Below are 19,431 nucleotides of genomic sequence, written 5' to 3'. Positions count from 1 at the left end.
GAACTAGGTAAAGCCTCAGTAAGTTGCATAGGTGGGCTCTACGATCGCTGGGCCTGCTCCACACGACCGCGAACTTCGAGGTGCGCACGTTGGCTTTCCAGATGCCGGACCGCGGCGGAGGCCCGACAGGGCCACGGATCAGAGTCGGCCGCCCGTCCCGGCGCGTCCGTACCCTGCTCATGACTTTGGGTGTCCTGGCGGTTCTCGCCATGGCCTTCGTCATGTTCGCGGGGTTCTGGACGGACTGGCTCTGGTACAGGTCGGTCGAGTATTCGTCCGTCTTCACCACCACTCTGTGGACCAAGATCGGACTGTTCCTCGTCTTCGGACTGCTGATGGCGATCGCCATCGGTGTGAACATCTGGCTCGCGCACCGGCTCCGGCCGCCGCTGAGCGCGATGTCGCTGGAACAGCAGAGCCTGGACCGCTACCGGATGAGCGTCGCCCCGTACAAGAAGTGGGTGCTGCTCGCGATCACCGCGCTCGTCGGTCTGATCGCCGGAGCGTCCGCCTCGGGCCAGTGGCGTACGTGGCTGATGTACGTCAACGGTGTGCCCTTCGGGCAGAAGGACCCCCAGTTCAAACTGGACGTGTCCTTCTACGCCTTCGACCTTCCGTGGTACCGCTTCATGCTCGGCTTCGGTTTCGCGGCGGCCGTGCTGTCGCTGATCGCCGCCGCGCTGACGCACTACCTGTACGGCGGACTGCGGGTCACCAGCCCCGGCGCGCGGGCGACCGCCGCTGCCACCGGTCACCTGTCGGTGCTGCTCGGCATCTTCGTCTCGCTGAAGGCCGTGGCCTACTGGCTCGACCGGTACGGCCTGGCGGTGAAGTCGAGCGACTTCAAGGCCACGGACAACTGGACGGGCCTGCGCTACGTCGACGCGAACGCCTACCTGCCGGCGAAGACGATCCTCTTCTGCATCGCGGCGATCTGTGCCGTGCTGTTCTTCGCGACGCTCTGGCGCCGCACGTGGCAGCTGCCGGTGATCGGCTTCGGGCTGATGGTGCTCTCGGCGATCCTGATCGGCGGGCTCTACCCGGCGATCGTGCAGAAGTTCCAGGTCCAGCCGAACGAGCAGGCCAAGGAGGCGCCGTTCATCGCGAAGAACATCGATGCCACACGCGACGCGTACGACATCGATGACGCGCAGGTCGACAACTACACGGGCAAGAGCACGGAGACCGACGACGCCAAGCTGCGCACCGGCGCGGACGCCGCCGCCAGTTACCGCGTGATGGACCCCAACGTCGTCTCCCCGGCCTTCCAGCAGCTCCAGCAGAAGAGGAACTACTACCAGTTCCCCAAGACGCTGGACGTCGACCGCTACAAGGGTCCGGACGGCAAGGAGCAGGACACCGTCATCGGTCTTCGGGAGCTCAACCTCGAAGGCCTGCCCAAGCGGAACTGGATCAACGACCACTTCACGTACACCCACGGCTACGGCGCCATCGCGGCCCGGGGGACCACGACGGGCAAGAACCCGCCCGGCTCCCCGGACTTCACCGAGTCGGGGCTGCCGGCCAGTGGCCAGCTGGGCACGTACGAGCAGCGGGTCTACTACGGCGAGAAGACCACGCAGTACTCCATCGTCGGCGGGCCCCAGAAGGAGCTCGACTACGAGGAGGACGGCGAGAAGACCACCAGCTACAAGGGTGACAGCGGTGTCAGTCTCGCCAACGCCTTCAACCGCGCCGCCTACGCCGTGTCGCTCAGCGAGCCGCAGATCCTGTACTCGGGAGCCATCGGCGAGGGTTCGCGGATTCTGTACAACCGCACCCCCAAGGAGCGCGTCGAAGCGGTGGCCCCGTGGCTGACCATCGACGGGGACGCCTACCCGGCGGTCGTCAACGGCCGTATCCAGTGGGTCGTCGACGCCTACACCACGACCAACGGCTACCCGTACGCATCGCGTACGACGCTGGGTGACACCACGGCCGATTCGCTGACCACCAACCAGCGCGCGGTCGTCGCCCAGCAGAACCAGGTCAACTACATCCGCAACTCGGTGAAGGCCACCGTCGACGCCTACGACGGCAAGGTCAAGCTGTACGAGTGGGACACCAAGGACCCGGTCCTCAAGACCTGGCGCAAGGCGTTCCCCGGGACCGTGAAGTCCCGCGGGGACATCCCCACCGAGCTGATGGAGCATCTGCGCTACCCGCAGGACCTGTTCAAGGTCCAGCGGGAGCTGCTCACGCGCTATCACGTCGAGGACCCCGCCCAGTTCTACAGCGGGAGTGACGCCTGGCAGGTGCCGGACGACCCCACCAACAAGGAGCCCGGGGCCGTTCCGCCGTACTACCTGAGCATGAAGATGCCGGGTCAGGACGACCAGAAGTTCTCACTGACCACGACGTTCACCCCGAGGGGGCGGCCCGACCTCGGGGCGTTCATGGCGGTGGACGCGGACGCGGCCAGCAAGGACTACGGCACCATGAGGCTGCTGAGAGTCACCACCACCGTGAAGGGCCCGGGTCAGGTACAGAGTGAGCTCAACGGCAACGACGACGTCGCCGAGTTCGTGAGGAACCTCAAGGGCACCGACTCCGACATCGAGTACGGCAATCTGCTGACCGTGCCGCTCGCCGGCGGGTTCCTGTACATCGAACCGGTGTACACGCGCGGTGGCACGCAGAACTATCCGCTGCTGCGCAAGGTAGCCGCCTCGTACGGGTCGAAGATCGTCTTTGAGAACAGTCTCGGTGAGGCGCTCAACGCGGTCTTCGGGGTCGAGGACACCGCCCCGCCGGAGCCAACGGATCCCACGGAGCCGCCGGACGACACCACGGAGCCTCCGGCAACCGGTGAGGCCGCTCTGAAGGAGGCCATCGCGGACGCGCAGAAGGCCTACACGGCGGGCGAGGCGGCCCTGCAGAAGCAGGACTGGACCGCTTACGGCAGGGCCCAGGCGGATCTGGAGGACGCTCTGAGGAGGGCGGCCGCGGCTCAGCCCAAGCCGAGCGGTGCCGCGGACGGCGCCGAGGCGTCGGACAAGGCCGACGACAAGGCCGACGACAAGGCCGACGATCAGGGCACTGACCAGGGCACTGACCAGGGCACTGACCAGGGCAGCTGAGAAAATCCACCCCCGCGTCGTGGTACTGTTTGAACACAACGACGCGGGGTGGAGCAGCTCGGTAGCTCGCTGGGCTCATAACCCAGAGGTCGCAGGTTCAAATCCTGTCCCCGCTACTGAAAAGACAAGGCCCGAATCCAACAGGATTCGGGCCTTTGTCGTGTTGTCGGTCTTTAGGCGCCATCCGCGTGAAGTGCGTTTCGCGGGGCATGAGTTGGACCCAGGCGTGTTTGACTTGTCTCTCTGTGGGCATGTCGACAAAACGCTGAAGTGACCTCACTGGCCGCGATATACCAGGTGTACGCGGGTAACAGGTGGTGCGACGATGGTATTTATGGGGGACAGGGCAACTCTGTTGGAGACAGGGCGGTTTGTGCAGCGGCGCGTCCAGAAGGCGGAAAGCAGGTCGGATGCGGCATTTGTCGCAGCCGCCACCGAGACCGCCGACGCCGCCTGCACAGTCGATACCGCCTATGCCGCCGAGACCTCGGACGGCGTCGAGACCGAAGCACGGCACCGCCGTGCCGCCGATGCGGGTGACACCGCGTCGATGAGTGTCCTCGGCGCGCTGCTGCTGCGCCGAGGGGACCTGGACCCCGCCGAGCGGTATCTGCGTGCGGCCACCGCCGAAGGCGACCGGGCCGCGGCCAACAACCTGGGAGTTCTGCTCCATCAGCGTGGGTACGCGGACGAGGCGGCCGGATGGTGGCGGATCGCGGCCGTCGCGGGTTCCGCGGCAGCCGCCCACGCCCTCGGCCGGTACTTCCGGGAGCGCGGCGACGAGCCGGGCGCCGAATACTGGCTGCGCCAGTCCGCCGAGCAGGGGCACGCGCTCGGCGCCTACGCCTTGGCCGACCTGCTGGAGCACCGCAGCGACGTGGGCGCCGAGCGCTGGCTGCGGGCCGCCGCCGAGCAGGGGCACCGCGAGGCCGCGTACCGACTTGCGCGCACCCTGGAGCGCAAGGCTCTCGACGACCCGCACAACGCCTTCGGTCTCGGGCGCGCCACGGGCTCCCACGACACCGGCCGGGTCCTCGGGCCGCCTGGCACCGTGAGCGGCCCCCGTGCGGGCATCGTCAAGCAGGGGAGGACCGGCGACGGCAAGGCCGGGGGCGAGCGCAGGCGGAGCGGCGACGGTCCCGTGGCGGGTCCCCCCACGGGGCGCATGGGCGAGGCCGAGCAGTGGTACCGCCAGGCCGCCGCGCGCGGTCACCGGCGTGCGGCCCTGCACCTGGGCGCCATCCTGGAGCAGCGCGGAGAGCTGAAGGAGGCGGGCCGGTGGTACCTCAGCGCCGCCAAGGAGGGCGAGGCGCGTGCCGCCTGCGCGCTCGGCTTCCTGCTGCGCGACGCGGGTGACGAGGAGAGTGCGGCCGTGTGGTGGCTGCGTGCCGCACAGGACGGCGACGGTAACGCCGCCAACGCCCTGGGAGCCCTCCACGCGGCCCGCGGCGAGCAGCAGACCGCCGAGCGCTGGTACCGCGCCGCCATGGACGCGGGTGACGTCAACGGCGCGTACAACCTCGGGCTGCTCTGCGCCGCCCAGGACCGTACGCCGCAGGCCGAGCAGTGGTACCGCCGCGCCGCCTACGCGGGGCACCGCGAGGCGGCCAACGCGCTGGCCGTGCTCCTGCTCCAGTCCGGGGACCACACGGGCGCGGAGCCCTGGTTCTCCAAGGCGGCCGAGGCCGGCAGCGTGGACGCGGCCTTCAACCTCGGCATCCTGCACGCGGGGCGTGACGAGGACCGTACGGCGCTTGCCTGGTACGAGCGGGCCGCCGCGGCGGGGCACACCGACGCGTCCCTCCAGGTGGGCATGGCGCTCCTGCGCGACGGCAAGGGCCACGAGGCCGAGCGTCATCTGCGGTGTGCCGCCGGCGGTGGCAGCGCCGAGGCCGCCTTCCGGCTGGCCGGAGTGCTGGACGCGCGGCAGCCGCCGCCCGGCCCGCCCGCGCTCGGGGAGCCGATGCCGGAGAAGACCGAGTGCGAGGAGTGGTACGAGCGTGCCGCCCAGCAGGGGCACCGCCGTGCGCAGGTACGCGTCGGAATGCTCGCGGCGGCGCGCGGTGACATGGAGAGCGCCGCACACTGGTACCGCGAGGCCGCCGAGTCGGGCAGCCGCAACGGGGCGTTCAACCTGGGGCTGCTGCTCGCCCGCGAGGGCAGTGAGCGCGAGGCCGCCCTCTGGTGGAGCCGCGCCGCGAACGAGGGGCACGGCAGGGCGGCCCTGCGCCTCGCCCTGCTCGCGGCCCGCCGTGGCGAACTCACCGAGGGGCAGCGCTGGTGCGCGCGGGCGGTCGAGCTGGGCCCGGCCGAGGTGGCCGAGCGTGCGGCGCGGCTGCTGGAGGCGCTGCACCAGGAACTCACCGCGTAGGCGAGCGAGGCAGGCCCGTCCGGGGTCGGATCCGGGATCGGGCGCCTGCTCCGCTCGGCCGTCCGAATGAATTTGCGCTGGTCGGCGGGGTCACGTAGTGTTGCGTTCATCGACGCGGGGTGGAGCAGCTCGGTAGCTCGCTGGGCTCATAACCCAGAGGTCGCAGGTTCAAATCCTGTCCCCGCTACTGAAGACCGAGGCTCGGATTCCGAAAAGAATCCGGGCCTCGGTCGTTTGCATGTGCGCAAACGCATGAGCATGCACACGTGAAGGGCCGCCGTGCGACAAGCACGGCGGCCCTTCACGTGTTCCAGCGTTTCCGGAGCCCTCAGGCCGTGGCGCAGTTCGGGCAGACTCCGCGGTAGGTGACCTCGACGTCCGAGACCGTGAAGCCGAAGCGCTCGGCGTCCGGCAGGTCCGCGAGCGGATCGCCCGACGGGTGTACGTCGCGGATGGCGCCGCAGCGCGCGCAGACCAGGTGGTGGTGCGGGCGGTGGGCGTTGGGGTCGTACCGCTTGGCCCGGCGGTCGGTGGACACCTCGATGACCTCACCGAGGGACACCATCTCGCCCAGCGTGTTGTACACGGTCGCCCGGGAGATCTCCGGCAGCCTGGCGACAGCCCTCGCGTGGACCTCGTCGGCCGTCAGGTGCACATGGTCGCCGTCGAGGACCTCGGCCACGACACGCCGCTGCGCCGTCATGCGCCAGCCACGTCCGCGGAGTCGTTCCAGCAGGTCACTCATGGGATCAGCCTAACAGTGGAGGGAGTCGCATCCCGAACGGGTGTGACTTTGGAAGCTCACTTGACTTAGACAATGTCCATTGTAGGATCGAGACCGGCATACGCCAAGGGGCAGGCTGTTCAGGAATTGATGCCGTACAGGACAACGCAGGAGGCGCACGTGACGCAGGGACCGCTCACCACGGAGGCCGGCGCGCCGGTGGCCGACAACCAGAACAGCGAGACCGCCGGTGTCGGCGGGCCGGTCCTCGTTCAGGACCAGGCGCTGCTGGAGAAGCTCGCGCACTTCAACCGCGAGCGCATCCCGGAGCGCATCGTTCACGCCCGTGGCGCCGGTGCGTACGGCACCTTCACGCTGACCCGCGACGTATCGCAGTGGACGCGTGCGAAGTTCCTGTCCGAGGTCGGCAAGCGGACCGAGACGTTCCTGCGGTTCTCCACCGTCGCGGGCAACCTCGGCTCGGCCGACGCGGTGCGCGACCCCCGTGGGTTCGCGCTGAAGTTCTACACCGAAGAGGGCAACTACGACCTCGTCGGCAACAACACCCCGGTGTTCTTCATCAAGGACGCCATCAAGTTCCCCGACTTCATCCACACCCAGAAGCGCGACCCGTACACCGGCTCGCAGGAGGCGGACAACGTCTGGGACTTCTGGGGTCTCTCGCCCGAGTCGACGCACCAGGTGACCTGGCTCTTCGGTGATCGGGGCATTCCGGCCACGCTGCGCCACATGAACGGGTACGGCTCGCACACGTACCAGTGGAACAACGAGGCCGGTGAGGTCTTCTGGGTCAAGTACCACTTCAAGACCGACCAGGGCATCAAGAACCTGACGCAGGCCGAGGCCAACACGCTCGCCGGTGAGGACCCCGACTCCCACCAGCGCGACCTGCGCGAGTCGATCGAGCGCGGTGACTTCCCGTCCTGGACGGTGCAGGTCCAGATCATGCCCGCGGCCGACGCTGCCACGTACCGCTTCAACCCCTTCGACCTGACGAAGGTGTGGCCGCACGCGGACTACCCGCCGGTCGAGATCGGGAAGCTGGAGCTCAACCGCAACCCCGAGAACGTCTTCGCGGAGACCGAGCAGTCCGTCTTCAGCCCCGCGCACTTCGTGCCGGGCATCGGTCCCTCCCCGGACAAGATGCTCCAGGGCCGTCTGTTCGCGTACGGCGACGCCCACCGCTACCGCGTCGGCATCAACGCCGACCACCTGCCGGTGAACCGTCCGCGCGCCACCGAGGCGCGCACCAACAGCCGTGACGGGTATCTGTACGACGGCCGCCACAAGGGCGCCAAGAACTACGAGCCGAACAGCTTCGGAGGCCCCTTCCAGACGGACAGGCCCCTGTGGCAGTCCGTGCCGGTCACCGGCGGCACCGGGAACCACGAGGCTCCGGTGCACGCGGAGGACAACGACTTCGTGCAGGCCGGAAACCTCTACCGGCTGTACTCCGAGGACGAGAAGGCCCGCCTGATCGACAACCTCGCCGGGTTCATCGCCAAGGTCTCGCGCGACGACATCGTCGAACGCGCGATCAACAACTTCCGCCGGGCGGACGGCGACTTCGGCAAGCGGCTGGAGGTCGCGGTCCAGGGCCTGCGTGGACAGAACAGCTAGGTTCTGTCTGGAGTTCCAGCGCGGGAGAAGTCCAGACAGGACCCAGGGCGCACCGCCGACGGGCGGGCCGGATCCCTGCGGGGGTCCGGCCCGCCCGTCGTTCGTACGGGTGTGAGGGGCGGACAGGAGGGCTCAGATCACCAGCTCCGCCGGGTGGCGCCTCGCCGGTGCCCAGCAGCGGATGATGTCGCGCACCGAGACGATCCCTACCGGACCGTCGTTGTCCAGGACGATCAGATGCCGGAAGCCACCGTGCGTCATCGCTTCCGCGGCCTCCTCCAGGGTCCAGGCGGGGGCGGCGAAGACCACGTCGGTGGTGGTGTGGGCCGACGCGGTCTCGACGTCGGGGTTCTGGCCCGAGCCGATCGCGTCGAGGATGTCGCGCTCGGTGATGATGCCGAGCTGGCAGGTGTCCGGGTCGTGGACGACGGCTGCTCCGACGCGGCGTGCCGACATCAGACGGGCTGCCTGGCGGAGGGTGTGGGTCGGACCGATGGTCAGGACCATTGTGGTCATGGCGTCACGGACGAGCATGAAGAGAGCCACCTCCTTCGTGGGCCGACTCTGTGAGCCGATTCACAAGTTCACAAGTGGGGGGACTCTCAGAGTTGCACCCTTGGGCGGAGTGAACAAGGGGTGGGAGTGAGGAGCCGAGGGGCGTGCGAGAGCGCGCGTGCCGATCTCGCGCGCCCCGGCGGCAGGGTGGGCCGGAGCGAGCGAGGCGCGGCGGCAGGGTGGGCCGGAGCGAGCGAGGCGCGGCCATGATCCGCCGCCGGGCAGTCCCTAGTAGCGCTGGAAGTGACTCGCAGAGTTCTTGACCTGCGGCCACGTAGCCGATCAGCGCCCTGACCTGCTGCTGAGCTGTTAGCGGTTGTCAGTCTTAGTCATCATTGAGCGCCCTTTCACGGCCCCGAGACGGCCCTGGAGGGGCGCTCTGCCGTTCTGTCGCTCCCACTCGATGGGGACTACGGGCACAGAGGTCATCGAGGGCTCCCACTCTCTCGCGACGAGGGTGGGGTGTGACCGAGATACGCGCCAAAGGGGCAACGGGATGATCTTGAAGCCTTGATCCGCTCGGATCTACGTGCGGCGGCGTGCGGCGGGGTCGCGTTCGGCGACGTGCCGGGCGACCGAGTCGACGCCGGGCCGTGCGTATCGCTCCAGGGAGCGGACGGATGCGTGGCGGGAGCGAGCCAGCAGCATCGGGGTGGAGGTGCCGTCTTCCGCGTCGTGCGTGAGGGCACTGTGCCGTAGTCGGTGGAGCGTCCAGCCGTCCAGGTCCTCGATGTCGTCGGGTGAGGCGAGGGGGTTGGCCAGCAGCCGGGTGTTCTCCTCGAAGATCTCCTCAGCGCGGCGGTAGGAGAGCCGGGCTCGGCCGGTCTCCGGGCACACGTCGAGCGTCGGTGTTCCAGCGGGGGCCTTGCGGTCGGTGAGGAACAGCGGGCCGCGGGTGCGGCGTGCGATGAGGCGGGGCAGGAGCTGGGCGGTGCCGGACTGCCAGTGAATCCACTCCGTCGCCCCGCCCTTGGCGGTGATCTTCCCGCGCTTGTCCTGCGGGTACAGGTCTTCCACGTTCAGGCACAGCACCTCGTCGGCCCTGGCCGCCGACTCGTAGAGCATCTTCCACTGCGTCTTCTCCCGGAGTCCGACGTCCAGGCGCCACAGGGCGGCGATCTGGTTTTCGGCCAGGGCCTTTGTGCGGTCCGGTGGTGCCGGCCGCCGCTCGATGCCGATCGTCGGGTCGCAGTCGATCCAGCCTTGGCGCTGCCACCAGCCGATCGCCTTGCGCGCGATGGACAGTTCGCGGTTGACGGTGTCGGCGTCCATCTCGTCCGCCCGCGCCGCCGCCAGCTCGGCCAGGACCTCCGGCAGCACCGGGTCGTCGATCGCGGTGACGGGGAAGACGGGCGGCTTCGCGCGCCGGCGGGCGGGTCCGGTCGGCGCCGGTTCACCGGTGAGCATCCACCCCCAGGTCGTCAGCGAGATCCGGTAGATCCGCGCGGAGGACTTCGCGATGCCCGCGCCGGTGAGGTAGCGCTCGACCGCCGCGGTGTACGACGCGGGAGGGGCGGACATGGGCACGACGCGGGCGCGCGGCAACCGCAATGCGCCCCCGCTCCCGAGTTCGGTCACCGGTTCGATCGTCATGCCCGCTCCGCCCTCTCGGTGCTGCCGCAGTAAATGCGTACACCTCACCCCGACGGCCGGAATGCCCCGCCGCAGGTCGCGGTGATCACGGTAGGGGCTCTGCCGCAGTAAATCCGGCATTTACTGCGACAGAGCCCTGGCGAGCCATCAGGCAACAAAAAGGCGCGGCCGTGCCGGTCTGAACGGTTCGCGGGTGGTGTCAGAATGTGGCGCGCAGGATTTCGCCGAGGCGTCGGTGGGCGAGGTAGTTTTTGGCGAGGTGGAAGTCGAAGGCGCCGATGGTCGTGTGCTCGTCGGTGCCGACGCCTTCAAAAGTGCGGCCTACGCCACCTGCGGGCACGGCGACGATGTCACCGGGGTCGGCAAGGTTGACCCAGCGGGCGACACCCGGCGGCCGGGCGCCGCGGCCATTGACCGGTGCCGGCCACAGGCGCGGCAGGACCGCGTGCGGCAGGGCCAGCGGTGAGCCGAGGGTAACCAGGAGGTCAACCTCCAGGTCGGGACGGTCCCACAGCGCTTCATAGGCGACGACCGAACCGAGGGAGTGTGCGATCACCACGCGCGCGCCCGTCGTTTCAAGGGCGTCGGTGACCCGGGCCCGGATAGCGGCACGGGCCGGACTGTTGGGGTCCTTCAGATAGGCGTGGACCTCCCGGCAGAAAAGCGCGACGAACCACCTCGTGGCGGGCGGGCCGAGAAGCCGCATCTGGGCGAGGGTCTCGACGGCCTGGCGCACGGGGACGGTCGACCGCCCTGCGGCGGTGCCCGCAGGCAAATCGAAAGCGTCCAGCCATTGGCGGGCGAACTCGATCTCGTGCGGGTTCAGGTCGTCGAGGTCGTCGCCGCCGCCCTGCCGGCCGGTCGGGCGCAGCAGGTCGGCGTAGTACGCCATAGATATCTCGGGTGCCGGTGCACCGGCACCGGCGCTGCGGAGCGCGCTGGCGAGACGGGTGTGCCATTCCGCTCCGAGGGTTCGGGCGGCCTCGCACGGTTGTTGGCCGCGGCGGAAGTTGCCGATGCCGTGGACGCCCACGATGGCGTGTGTCACGAGTCCTCCGGGGTGGTGCCGTCGGGTCCGCGCGTGCGGCGCGCCTAGGATCGGGGCGGAACGCGTGTCAGGAAGACGACATCCGAACCGATTCCGATGACCAATCGATCACCAGCTCCCACCGCGAGTTCTTCGCACGGTGCGGGAAGGGGAATCCGGTCGATATATCGCCTCGTATCCAGGTCCCACACCCGCACGGTGCGGTCGTCGGACCCGGTGACGGCCACGGGGCGGCCGTTCATCACCGTGCACGCCACCGCGTTCACCGGTTCGGTGTGGCCGGTGAGGGGCTTGCCGAACTGGCGGCTGGTGTTCAGGTCCCACACCCGCACGGTCTCGTCGTAAGATCCAGTGACGGCGACGGGGCGGCCGTTCATCACCGTGCACGCCACCGCCCGCACGTTGCTGGGGTGGCTGGTGAGGGGTTTGCCGATCGGGCGGCCGGTGGTCAGGTCCCACACCCGCACCGTCGCGTCGTCGGATGTGGTGACGGCGACGGTGCGGCCGTTCATCACCGTGCACGCCACCGCGTTCACCCGGTTGGTTTGGCCGGCGAGCGTGCCGACCTGTCTACGGGTGGTCAGGTCCCACACCCGCACGGTGCCGTCGTCGGATGTGGTGACGGCGACGGGGCGGCCGTTCATCACCGTGCACGCCACCGCCCGCACGGCGCCGGTATGGCCGGTGAGCTTGCGGACCTTTCTACGGGTGGTCAGGTTACTCACCCGCACGGTCTCATCCATGGATCCGGTGACGGCGACGGGGCGGCCGTCCACCACCGTGCACGCCACCGCCCACACGTTGCTGGGGTGGCCGGTCAGGGGTTTACCGATCGGGCGGCCGGTGGCCATGTCCCATACCCGCACGGTTCCGTAGAAGTCTGCGCTGACGGCGGCGGGGCGCCCGTCCACCACCGTGCACGCCACCGCAGTCACCCTGTCGGTGTGACCGGTGAAGGGTTCGCCGACCTGCCTGCGGGTGGTCAGGCCAGCCAAGTCCCATACCTTCACTTGGCTGCCGAGTCCGGTGACGACGATGGGATTCCCGTCCAGCACCGTGCACGCCACTGGCCACCCTGTGTGGCCGGTGAGAGGTTCGCCGACCTGTCTGCGGGTGGTCAGGTCCCATACCCGCATGGCGTCGGTGGCTGTGGTGACGGCGACGGGGCGCCCTTCCAGGACCGTGCACGCCACCCTGCCCACCGGTTGGGTGTGGTCGGTGAGCTTGCCGACCTTTCTACGGGTGGTCAGGTCCCACATCCGCACCGTCGCGTCGGCGGATCCGGTGACGGCGACGGGGCGCCCGTTCACCACCGCGCACGCCACCGAGTGCACCGGTTCGGTGTGGCCGGTGAGGGGTTCGCCGACCTGCTGGCCGGTGGCCAGATCCCACACCCGCACTGTCTCGTCGTCGGATCCGGTGACGGCGGCGGGGCGTCCGTTCACCACCGCGCACGCCACCGCAGTCACCCTGTCGGTGTGGCCGGTGAGGGGTGCGCCGACCTGTTGGCCGGTGGCCAGATCCCACACCCGCACGGTCTCGTCGTAGGATCCGCTGACGGCCACGGGGCGTCCGTCCACCACCGTGCACGCCACCGCGTCCACCTTGTCGGTGTGGCCGGTGAGGGGTGCGCCGACCTGCTGCCCGGTGGCCAGATCCCACACCCGCACCGTCTCGTCGAAGGATCCGCTGACGGCCACGGGGCGTCCGTCCACCACCGTGCACGCCACCGCGTCCACCTCGTCGGTGTGGCCGGTGAGGGGTGCGCCGACCTGCTGCCCGGTGGCCAGATCCCACACCCGCACCGTCTCGTCCTCGGATCCAGTGACGGCGACGGGACGCCCGTCCACCACCGCGCACGCCACCGCCTCCACACTGTCGGTGTGGCCGGTGAGGGTGTCGCGGGAGGCGGGGTTGAGGCTTCCTCCTGTTGCTGAGGCGGGCGTCCATGTGCCCGCCTCGGCTCTGTCCATCAGGGCGGAGGTGAGGGTCTTGGCGCCGTAGCGTGCCGCGTCCAGCGCGAGGAGTCGGCGGCGGGTGGCGTGGTCGGTGTTGCGGTGTTCACTGATGGAGGTGCGGTAGACGGCGCGGGAGAGCAGTGCCTGGTCGGTGTGGGCGCGGGGGAATGCGGTGAGGAGTGCGTCCGGGGTGCCGTGGACCAGGAACTCGGTGTCGGTGAGGAGTTCGTCCAGGCGGCCGGCGGCCTGGGCATGTGCCGGGGCGTGGCGCAGGAGGTAGGGGGGTGCGGTGTCCCAGGTGCGGTGGGTGCCGTCGTGGGTGGTGTGGGTGGCCAGAAGGTGGGTGAGGACGTCGCCGGGTGTGGTCGTGGTGGGGTCGGGTGTGGGTGGGTTGAGGTGATCGACGAGGGCTTGGTGGAAGAGGCGGTAGAGCAGGGTGCCGTCGTGGTCGGGGGTGGTGCGCAGGTAGAACAGGATCTCGGGCAGCAGGTTCCGGCGGGCGTGTTGGAGGTCGAGGTCGGTGAACAGGCCCGCGAGCGGCAGGGCGATTTCCAGGGGCATGCCCTGGCCCTGGGCCTGGGCGATCGCCGCAAGGATGGCGCGCAGCTGCTGTCCGTGGGGGTGGGTGTCCAGGTCCAGGTCGAGGACCTGGGGCAGCGTCGTGGGCGCCGAGTGGCCCAGTGCTGCGGCCGCTTCGACACTGTCCGGGGCGGGATCGCGCTCCAGGTAGCGGGCGAAGATTCCGGCCACCAGGAACGCGCCCCACGGCGCGGGTTCACCCGGGTGCGGGGCGAGGCGGTCCGCGACGGCGTGGGCGAGACGGTCGCGGATCGCGCGCATGCGGGCCGGTTCGTAGGACTCCATCATCATGAGGCGGCCGGTGAGGTGGGCTGCCAGGTCGCCACGGACCTCGTCGGGGTCGGCGTCGTCCAGATCGATCAGGCCGTCACCGGCGCGTGCGAGGTCGAGCAGCGCGGAGAACTGCGGCCACGGGCGTGTACCCACCGTCAGGCGCACCACCGGCCGGCCGTCGCTGCGCACGGCGCGCGCCAGGCGGACCAGTTCCGTGCAGGTCCTGTCTGGTTCGGATGCTTCGTCCAGGGCGTCCACGATCACCGCCGGCACCTCGCCGGTGTCGGGAAGCAGGTTCACGAGTGCGGTGGCATTGCCGGCTTCCGCCGCGGGGCCGAGACGCAGTTGGCGGGCGATGGTGGTGAGCACCTCATCCGCGGAGCGGCCGCGGGCGTGGACCGCGGCCAGCCGGTCGTGGACCGAGGGGCACCCCCCCGAATCGCGTGACAACAACCGCTCCCGCACATGCGGCGCCACCCGTTCCAGTTCCGGATGTGCCGCACAGGCGAGCGCGCCCAGCAACGCGGACTTACCCACCCCGGGATTGCCCGTGACCACCCGAAGACCGCCCGCCTCGACGTCGTCCAGCCACGGCGCGAGTGCACGTAATTGGGAACGTCGGCCGACGAACTGATTCCTGGCCTTGTCGGCGAAGTGTCGCTTGTCCTGCTGGCCGAGGAAGACCCGCAGCGCCGGATCCACCTCGGCCAGCCTTGCCTCGGCCGGGTCGAAGGCACCATTCGGGAAGAACGGGAGGGCCGGCTCGTCCGCGGCCAGCACCATCGCCGTGCTCTGCACGCTCTGCGCCATCCCCGGCATCTGCGCGACACGCTGCGCAACTTGCCGTGCCACCTTTTGAAACTGCACGTGCGACCGCACCGGGTCGGTGTCCAGCCCGTTGTCGGCGACCTCCTCCAGCACCTGGGCCAACGCGATGCTGAACCGTCCGTCGTAGGCGTCCTCGCCCCCGCTGGACGCGGCGAGCACCCACGCGTTCACCGGCGCGTCGGACCGGTGCACCAGGTGCGGAAGCTCCGTCGCACGGCCGGACCGGCATAGATCCAGCAGGAACAGCGTCGGCACTCCCGACTTCTGCGCGTCGTCCACCCACTGGGCGGCGTTCGTGCCGGACCCTAACCGCGCGTCCGCGGGCACCACGTCCACACGATGCGGGTTCGAGGAGTCCGGCTCCCCGTGGGAAGCCACATAGATGACCCGAACAGATCCGATCGCGTCGAACACGGCAGCCCTCAACGCGTCCGCGCCGACGTCCCGGTGCACATCGGTCGTATACCCCAACCGGCTCAGCGCCGCCGCGACCGGCGGCACGACCTCGTCCACGAACGGCAGATCCGGCAAACTCGGCTCCCCGACCCGAGTTTCACCCTCCGACGGATCCACATCGAAACGCCCGATGCCAACCAACACTGCACGCCCCACGGTCACCCAAGCCCCCTCCCGAACCAAGCGTTCAGTCTGCCAGGAATCGACCGGCCACACCCCGAACGAGAGCCGAACCCGGGTCTGTACAGCGCGCTGGATCAGTTCCCGAAGCCATGGAATGACTTCGGGCGCCGCTTCGGCCGTAGGGCCGGCGCACACGAGGAGGAGCTCCTGGGACAGACGTTCAGGCGGCCTGACCAAGGCCAGCAGCGGGCAGATCCTGCTCGCGCAGCGGGGTGAAGTCGACGTCGAGTTTCGGGTCGTACGCGGCGGGCTGAATGCCGAGCTCGTGAGTGGAGTACTCGCCGAACCGGTTGACGTGCTCGGTCAGGTACGGCGAGATGTGCGCCAGGTCCTCCGGGTCGATCTCCCATCCCTCTTCCAGCAGCTGCCGCACGATCTCCGCGATATCCAGGGCGTTATGGAAGATCACCGCGTTCGTGAGCAGCGCGTTGAACTTCATCGCCTTCTCCTGCTCGATGGGGTCGTTGTCGGCGATGACACCGCGGTTGCCGAAGCCGATCCACTGGGAGAACCGGTTGAACGACTCGACCTTGTTGGTCGCCGCGGTCACCCGCCGGCGCAGCGGCGCGTCCGAGAGGTAGCGCAGGAGCTGGACGGTGCGGATCACGCGGCCGACCTCGCGGAAGGCGGCGTAGGTGGCGTTCTTCCGCGACCCCGACCGCAGGCGCTTGAGCAGTGTGGAGGAGGAGATAGTGCCCTCACGTACGGAGACGGCCACGCGCATCAGGTGGCGGAACTGGGACTCGATCAGGCCCCAGTCGATGACGTGCTTGCCCGGCTCACCGAACAGGGCGTCGATGTGCACGTACTCCGTGGTCTTGGAGGGCCGGTAGAAGGTCAGTTCCTTCCAGTTCCTGATCCTGGGCATCAGGTCGAAGCCCAGCAGGTGGGCGAGCGCAAAGACAGGGAAGCTCTGGCCTTGGGTATCCGCGTGCACGGTGGTCGGCTGCACCTCGGAGGTGTTCTTCAGCAGGCCCTCGATGATGTAGACGGCCTCCCACACACCGCACGGGATGAAGTGCGTGAACAACGCGATGTAGGTGTCCGAGACGTGGTGGTAGGCGATCCCGCCGGGCTTGCCGTACCGGACGCTCGTCTCGGAGAGCAGGTTGTCGAGGTACGTGTCCATGTGGGTGCCGTCCGCCGCGACGGCGGTCCCGTCGCCCCACGCCTGGGAGATGTCGAGGCGGGCGTGCGCGTTCACCAGGTCGGCGATCGCCTCGTTCAGCAGCACGATCGAGAAGTGCTTGTTGGCGACGTAGGACAGCTCGTGCCCGCTCACGCCGGGGATGTGCCGGGCGGCCTCGTACGGGCCCATGTTGGTGCCCTTGACGAACGTGACGATCACGTAGCGGCCCAAGGGGTCGGTGAGCTTGGGCTCGTTGCCGGACGGCGGGCCGAAACGGCGCCACCACTCCACCCAGTACGCGGTCCGGGCCACGATCCCCATCAGGGAACGCTCCGGCATCCTCGCCTTGATCTCCTGCTCCAGCCGCTTCGCCGAGGGCCGCTGACCGTCCGCCCGGAACGCCTTCAACGACGGAATGCCCGTCTCCGGATCGATGACCAGGCCGTCGTTCTCCGGGTACCCGGCATCCGCCGCAGCGGCGGCGCCTCGCAGCTTGTCCTCCAGCTGCCTGCGGAAGAACGTCGCGTCAAACCCGGCACTCTCGCCCGCCTCGGCGAGTCCGACCTCCACCAGGTAGGACCCCAGCGTCTCCTGGACGGCCTCCCAGGCCAGCAGCTGCTCGGACCAGTCGGCGTACTCCTCCGAGCCGACCACCGCGACGTCGCCGGTGCGCAGTTCCTCGGCGAGCGCGGTGAAGACCATCGCCTCGAAGTGCTTGCGGACGAACTGACCGGTCCGGGTCTTGTCGACCACGGCCTTGCGCCAGTTCTGGGTGGCGAAGGAGATGTCGACCTCCTTGCCCTCCTCGTTGAAGGCGGTGATGTAGTCGCCGCGGGCCGCCTGGTGCCGCTGGGCGTGCGCGAGGGCGTCCAGTACCCGGCTGTCCTCGCTGGTCGCGGTGAACTTCAGCTTGTCGTTGTCGGCCAGGTCGAACATCACCGCCCGGTCCCGGCCGATCTGCCCGTACAGCAGCACTTCCCAGAAGTTGCCGTGATGGGCGGAGACCTTCTCGATCTGCTCGTACTGCTTCGCGAACCCGCCGAAGCCCTCCACCGCGCGGGTGACCGCGCCGAATCCGCCGGCCTGCACCACCTGGGCCTTCACCAGGGCGAGGACCGCCGGGGAGACCCTGCCCTCCAGCCGCGTCGCGACCTCATCCACCGACGCCTCCTCATCCAGGCCCTCCAGGGCCTGGCGGGCCTCGGCGGTCATGGCCGCGGCCTTCGTGAGCGCCTCCTGGGCCGGGCCGCCCGCGTCGATGTGCTTGAGCACCGTGCGGTAGTTCCCGATCAGCGACTCGACGATCTCCCGCTCGGCGAGCCGGATCTCCTCCAGCTCCGCCTTGGCCTTCTTGATCTTCGTCGCCACGCGCTTGCAGAACATCGTCGCCAGGTCGTCCCGCACCCGCATCCGCGCCTTGTGCGTCAGGGCCGCGACCAGCGCGATGCGCTTGACGGGGACGAAGTCCCGCAGCTCCGAGGCATCCGCCGCGTCCGCCTCCCCGGCAAAATCGGTGACCTTCCCTGCGGCGACTCCGTTCATCCACACGTCGGTGTCGCCGAGCTCGTCCAGCCATTCCAGACGCTTGGTCAGGTTCTTGAAGTGCGACCAGGTCGGGCCCTTGGCGGGCTTCTTCAGCCGGTTGAACAGCGTCGTCCCGTCGCTGTCGCGCTCCTCCAGCAACCGCATGAGCCCCGCCCGCTGAGCAGCGCTCATGCGGTCGTGGATACCCACGCAGATCGAAGCGTTCACCTCGGTGCGGATCTTCGACGCCAGCTTGTCGAAGGTCGAGAACCCCGGCAGCTCCAGCCCGGCCTCCACCACCTTCTCCAGCGCGATGTTGATCAGATCCGCCGGGCGGTTCTTCGCCGCGGCCTCCCTGCGGATCGACTGCTCGACGATTCCCCGGGCCTTGGTCTGGTCATACGTCACGCCGGCCTGCTTGCGGACCAGGCCCCGGTGATGCTTGGCCGTCCGCTCCGCCCGGTACACCGGCAGCGTGCCCTCCGGCAGCTCCACCGCCCGCCGCACAAAGTCCACCACCATCACCGGGACGTCCTCCAGCGCCGGGAAACACCCCATACGCCGGTACGACTTCAGCATCAGCAGCAGGGCCAGCAGATGCTCATCGCAGTCCGTGGCATCGGCCGCCCACTCCAGCTCATCGCGGCTCGGAGAGAAGAACAGATGCAGCTCATGCGCGGTGATGAGCCGCTTGAACCGCGGATACGCGGTCCGTTCAATCGATGTCACAACCCACCCCAGGCCCCAGACGACGCTCAACATCACCACCAACGACACTGAGCCGAATGGGTGACGGGCAGAGAGTGCTCAGGACTTCAAGATCATCCCGTTGCCCCTTTGGCGCGTATCTCGGTCACACCCCAGGGTGCGAACGAATGGGGATAGCCCTTCACGGGCGCCGGGTTTGCTGGGCTCCGCTGCTGTATGTGCTTGCGGCCAGGTTTCAGATGGCCTTACTGTGAAGGCTCCTTCATCCGGTGCGCCCAGCTTCGGGAGTACGCCACTGCGGCTGTACAAGAGCATCCTCTGTTGACCGGTGATCTCATTGAAGTAGCCCTATTGGGTTGCTCGGAGGCTCACTGTGTCCCTGGCGCTCTTGATTGCTCTGATCTTTGCAGTCGGCGTGTTCGCGCGTCGGTGTACTCCCTTCGGACGTGAACTGAGCCGTCTGATCCTGGGAATGAGGGCCCTGTCCAAGTGTCATCAGGATGACGTCCCCAGCGTGCTTAAGGCGCTTCGATTCGACAGGGACTCCCACTAGTGTCCTGCGCCGGAAGTTCCTAGGTAGTTCCGGCTGAGCTGTGAACGGTCACCGTGCCTGGCTGGCGTCCGGAACCCGGTCATCGAGGGTACGCGGATCTACCAACGGATTACTGCGCAGGACACTAGGTCGATAGGGGGCTGCGTGCCTACCCTTCGCTCGCGCCTCGGCGGCGCGTCCGCTTGGCTGACTTGCGGTCGCGGCATGGCTTTGGAGGCGGATTTACGC

At 68.8% G+C, this 19,431-nt stretch carries 9 protein-coding genes and 2 tRNA genes; 5 read left to right on the top strand and 6 right to left on the bottom strand.

Annotation, left to right across the window (positions count from 1 at the left end; genetic code table 11):
* The first annotated feature begins 101 nt into the window (after positions 1-101).
* The 4 genes from F0344_RS10990 to F0344_RS10975 all read left to right on the top strand — a co-directional run bounded on the left by F0344_RS10990 (position 102) and on the right by F0344_RS10975 (position 5,638).
* Entirely contained in the window at positions 102-3,080 is a 2,979-nt protein-coding gene (locus tag F0344_RS10990) for a UPF0182 family membrane protein (protein WP_185302624.1), read from the top strand.
* A 42-nt stretch (positions 3,081-3,122) separates the two neighbouring features.
* Positions 3,123-3,196: transfer RNA gene (locus F0344_RS10985), tRNA-Met, on the top strand.
* Positions 3,197-3,405: 209 nt separating this feature from the next.
* Entirely contained in the window at positions 3,406-5,451 is a 2,046-nt protein-coding gene (locus F0344_RS10980) for a tetratricopeptide repeat protein (RefSeq protein WP_185298600.1), read from the top strand.
* Between the two features lie 113 nt (positions 5,452-5,564).
* Positions 5,565-5,638: transfer RNA gene (locus tag F0344_RS10975), tRNA-Met, on the top strand.
* A 141-nt stretch (positions 5,639-5,779) separates the two neighbouring features.
* Here the strand turns inward: F0344_RS10975 and F0344_RS10970 are convergent.
* Positions 5,780-6,196 (bottom strand): Fur family transcriptional regulator, encoded by a 417-nt coding sequence (locus F0344_RS10970; RefSeq protein WP_185298599.1) that lies wholly within the window; start codon positions 6,194-6,196, stop codon positions 5,780-5,782.
* Between the two features lie 129 nt (positions 6,197-6,325).
* Here F0344_RS10970 and F0344_RS10965 point away from each other — a divergent pair, with 129 nt between their 5' ends.
* A complete protein-coding gene (locus F0344_RS10965; RefSeq protein ID WP_185298598.1) occupies positions 6,326-7,816 on the top strand; it encodes a catalase in 1,491 nt (496 codons plus the stop codon).
* Positions 7,817-7,948: 132 nt separating this feature from the next.
* Here the strand turns inward: F0344_RS10965 and F0344_RS10960 are convergent, their stop codons facing one another.
* The 5 genes from F0344_RS10960 to F0344_RS10935 all read right to left on the bottom strand — a co-directional run bounded on the left by F0344_RS10960 (position 7,949) and on the right by F0344_RS10935 (position 18,671).
* Entirely contained in the window at positions 7,949-8,350 is a 402-nt protein-coding gene (locus F0344_RS10960; protein ID WP_185302623.1) for a CBS domain-containing protein, read from the bottom strand.
* Positions 8,351-8,896: 546 nt separating this feature from the next.
* On the bottom strand, positions 8,897-9,964 hold the full coding sequence (locus tag F0344_RS35660; protein WP_258049846.1) for a tyrosine-type recombinase/integrase: 1,068 nt from the start codon (positions 9,962-9,964) through the stop codon (positions 8,897-8,899).
* A 199-nt stretch (positions 9,965-10,163) separates the two neighbouring features.
* Positions 10,164-11,012 (bottom strand): serine peptidase, encoded by an 849-nt coding sequence (locus tag F0344_RS10945; protein ID WP_185298597.1) that lies wholly within the window; start codon positions 11,010-11,012, stop codon positions 10,164-10,166.
* A gap of 44 nt (positions 11,013-11,056) precedes the next feature.
* Positions 11,057-15,181, bottom strand: a complete 4,125-nt coding sequence (locus tag F0344_RS10940; protein ID WP_185298596.1) for an AAA family ATPase — start codon at positions 15,179-15,181, stop codon at positions 11,057-11,059.
* A gap of 268 nt (positions 15,182-15,449) precedes the next feature.
* Positions 15,450-18,671 (bottom strand): Tn3 family transposase, encoded by a 3,222-nt coding sequence (locus F0344_RS10935; RefSeq protein WP_185298595.1) that lies wholly within the window; start codon positions 18,669-18,671, stop codon positions 15,450-15,452.
* Between the last annotated feature and the right edge of the window lie 760 nt (positions 18,672-19,431).

Origin of the sequence: Streptomyces finlayi, assembly GCF_014216315.1 — a bacterium.
Taxonomy (GTDB): Bacteria; Actinomycetota; Actinomycetes; order Streptomycetales; family Streptomycetaceae; genus Streptomyces; species Streptomyces finlayi_A.
Note: the sequence above shows the minus strand (reverse complement) of the source record. Positions and strands in the feature narration are given on the sequence as shown.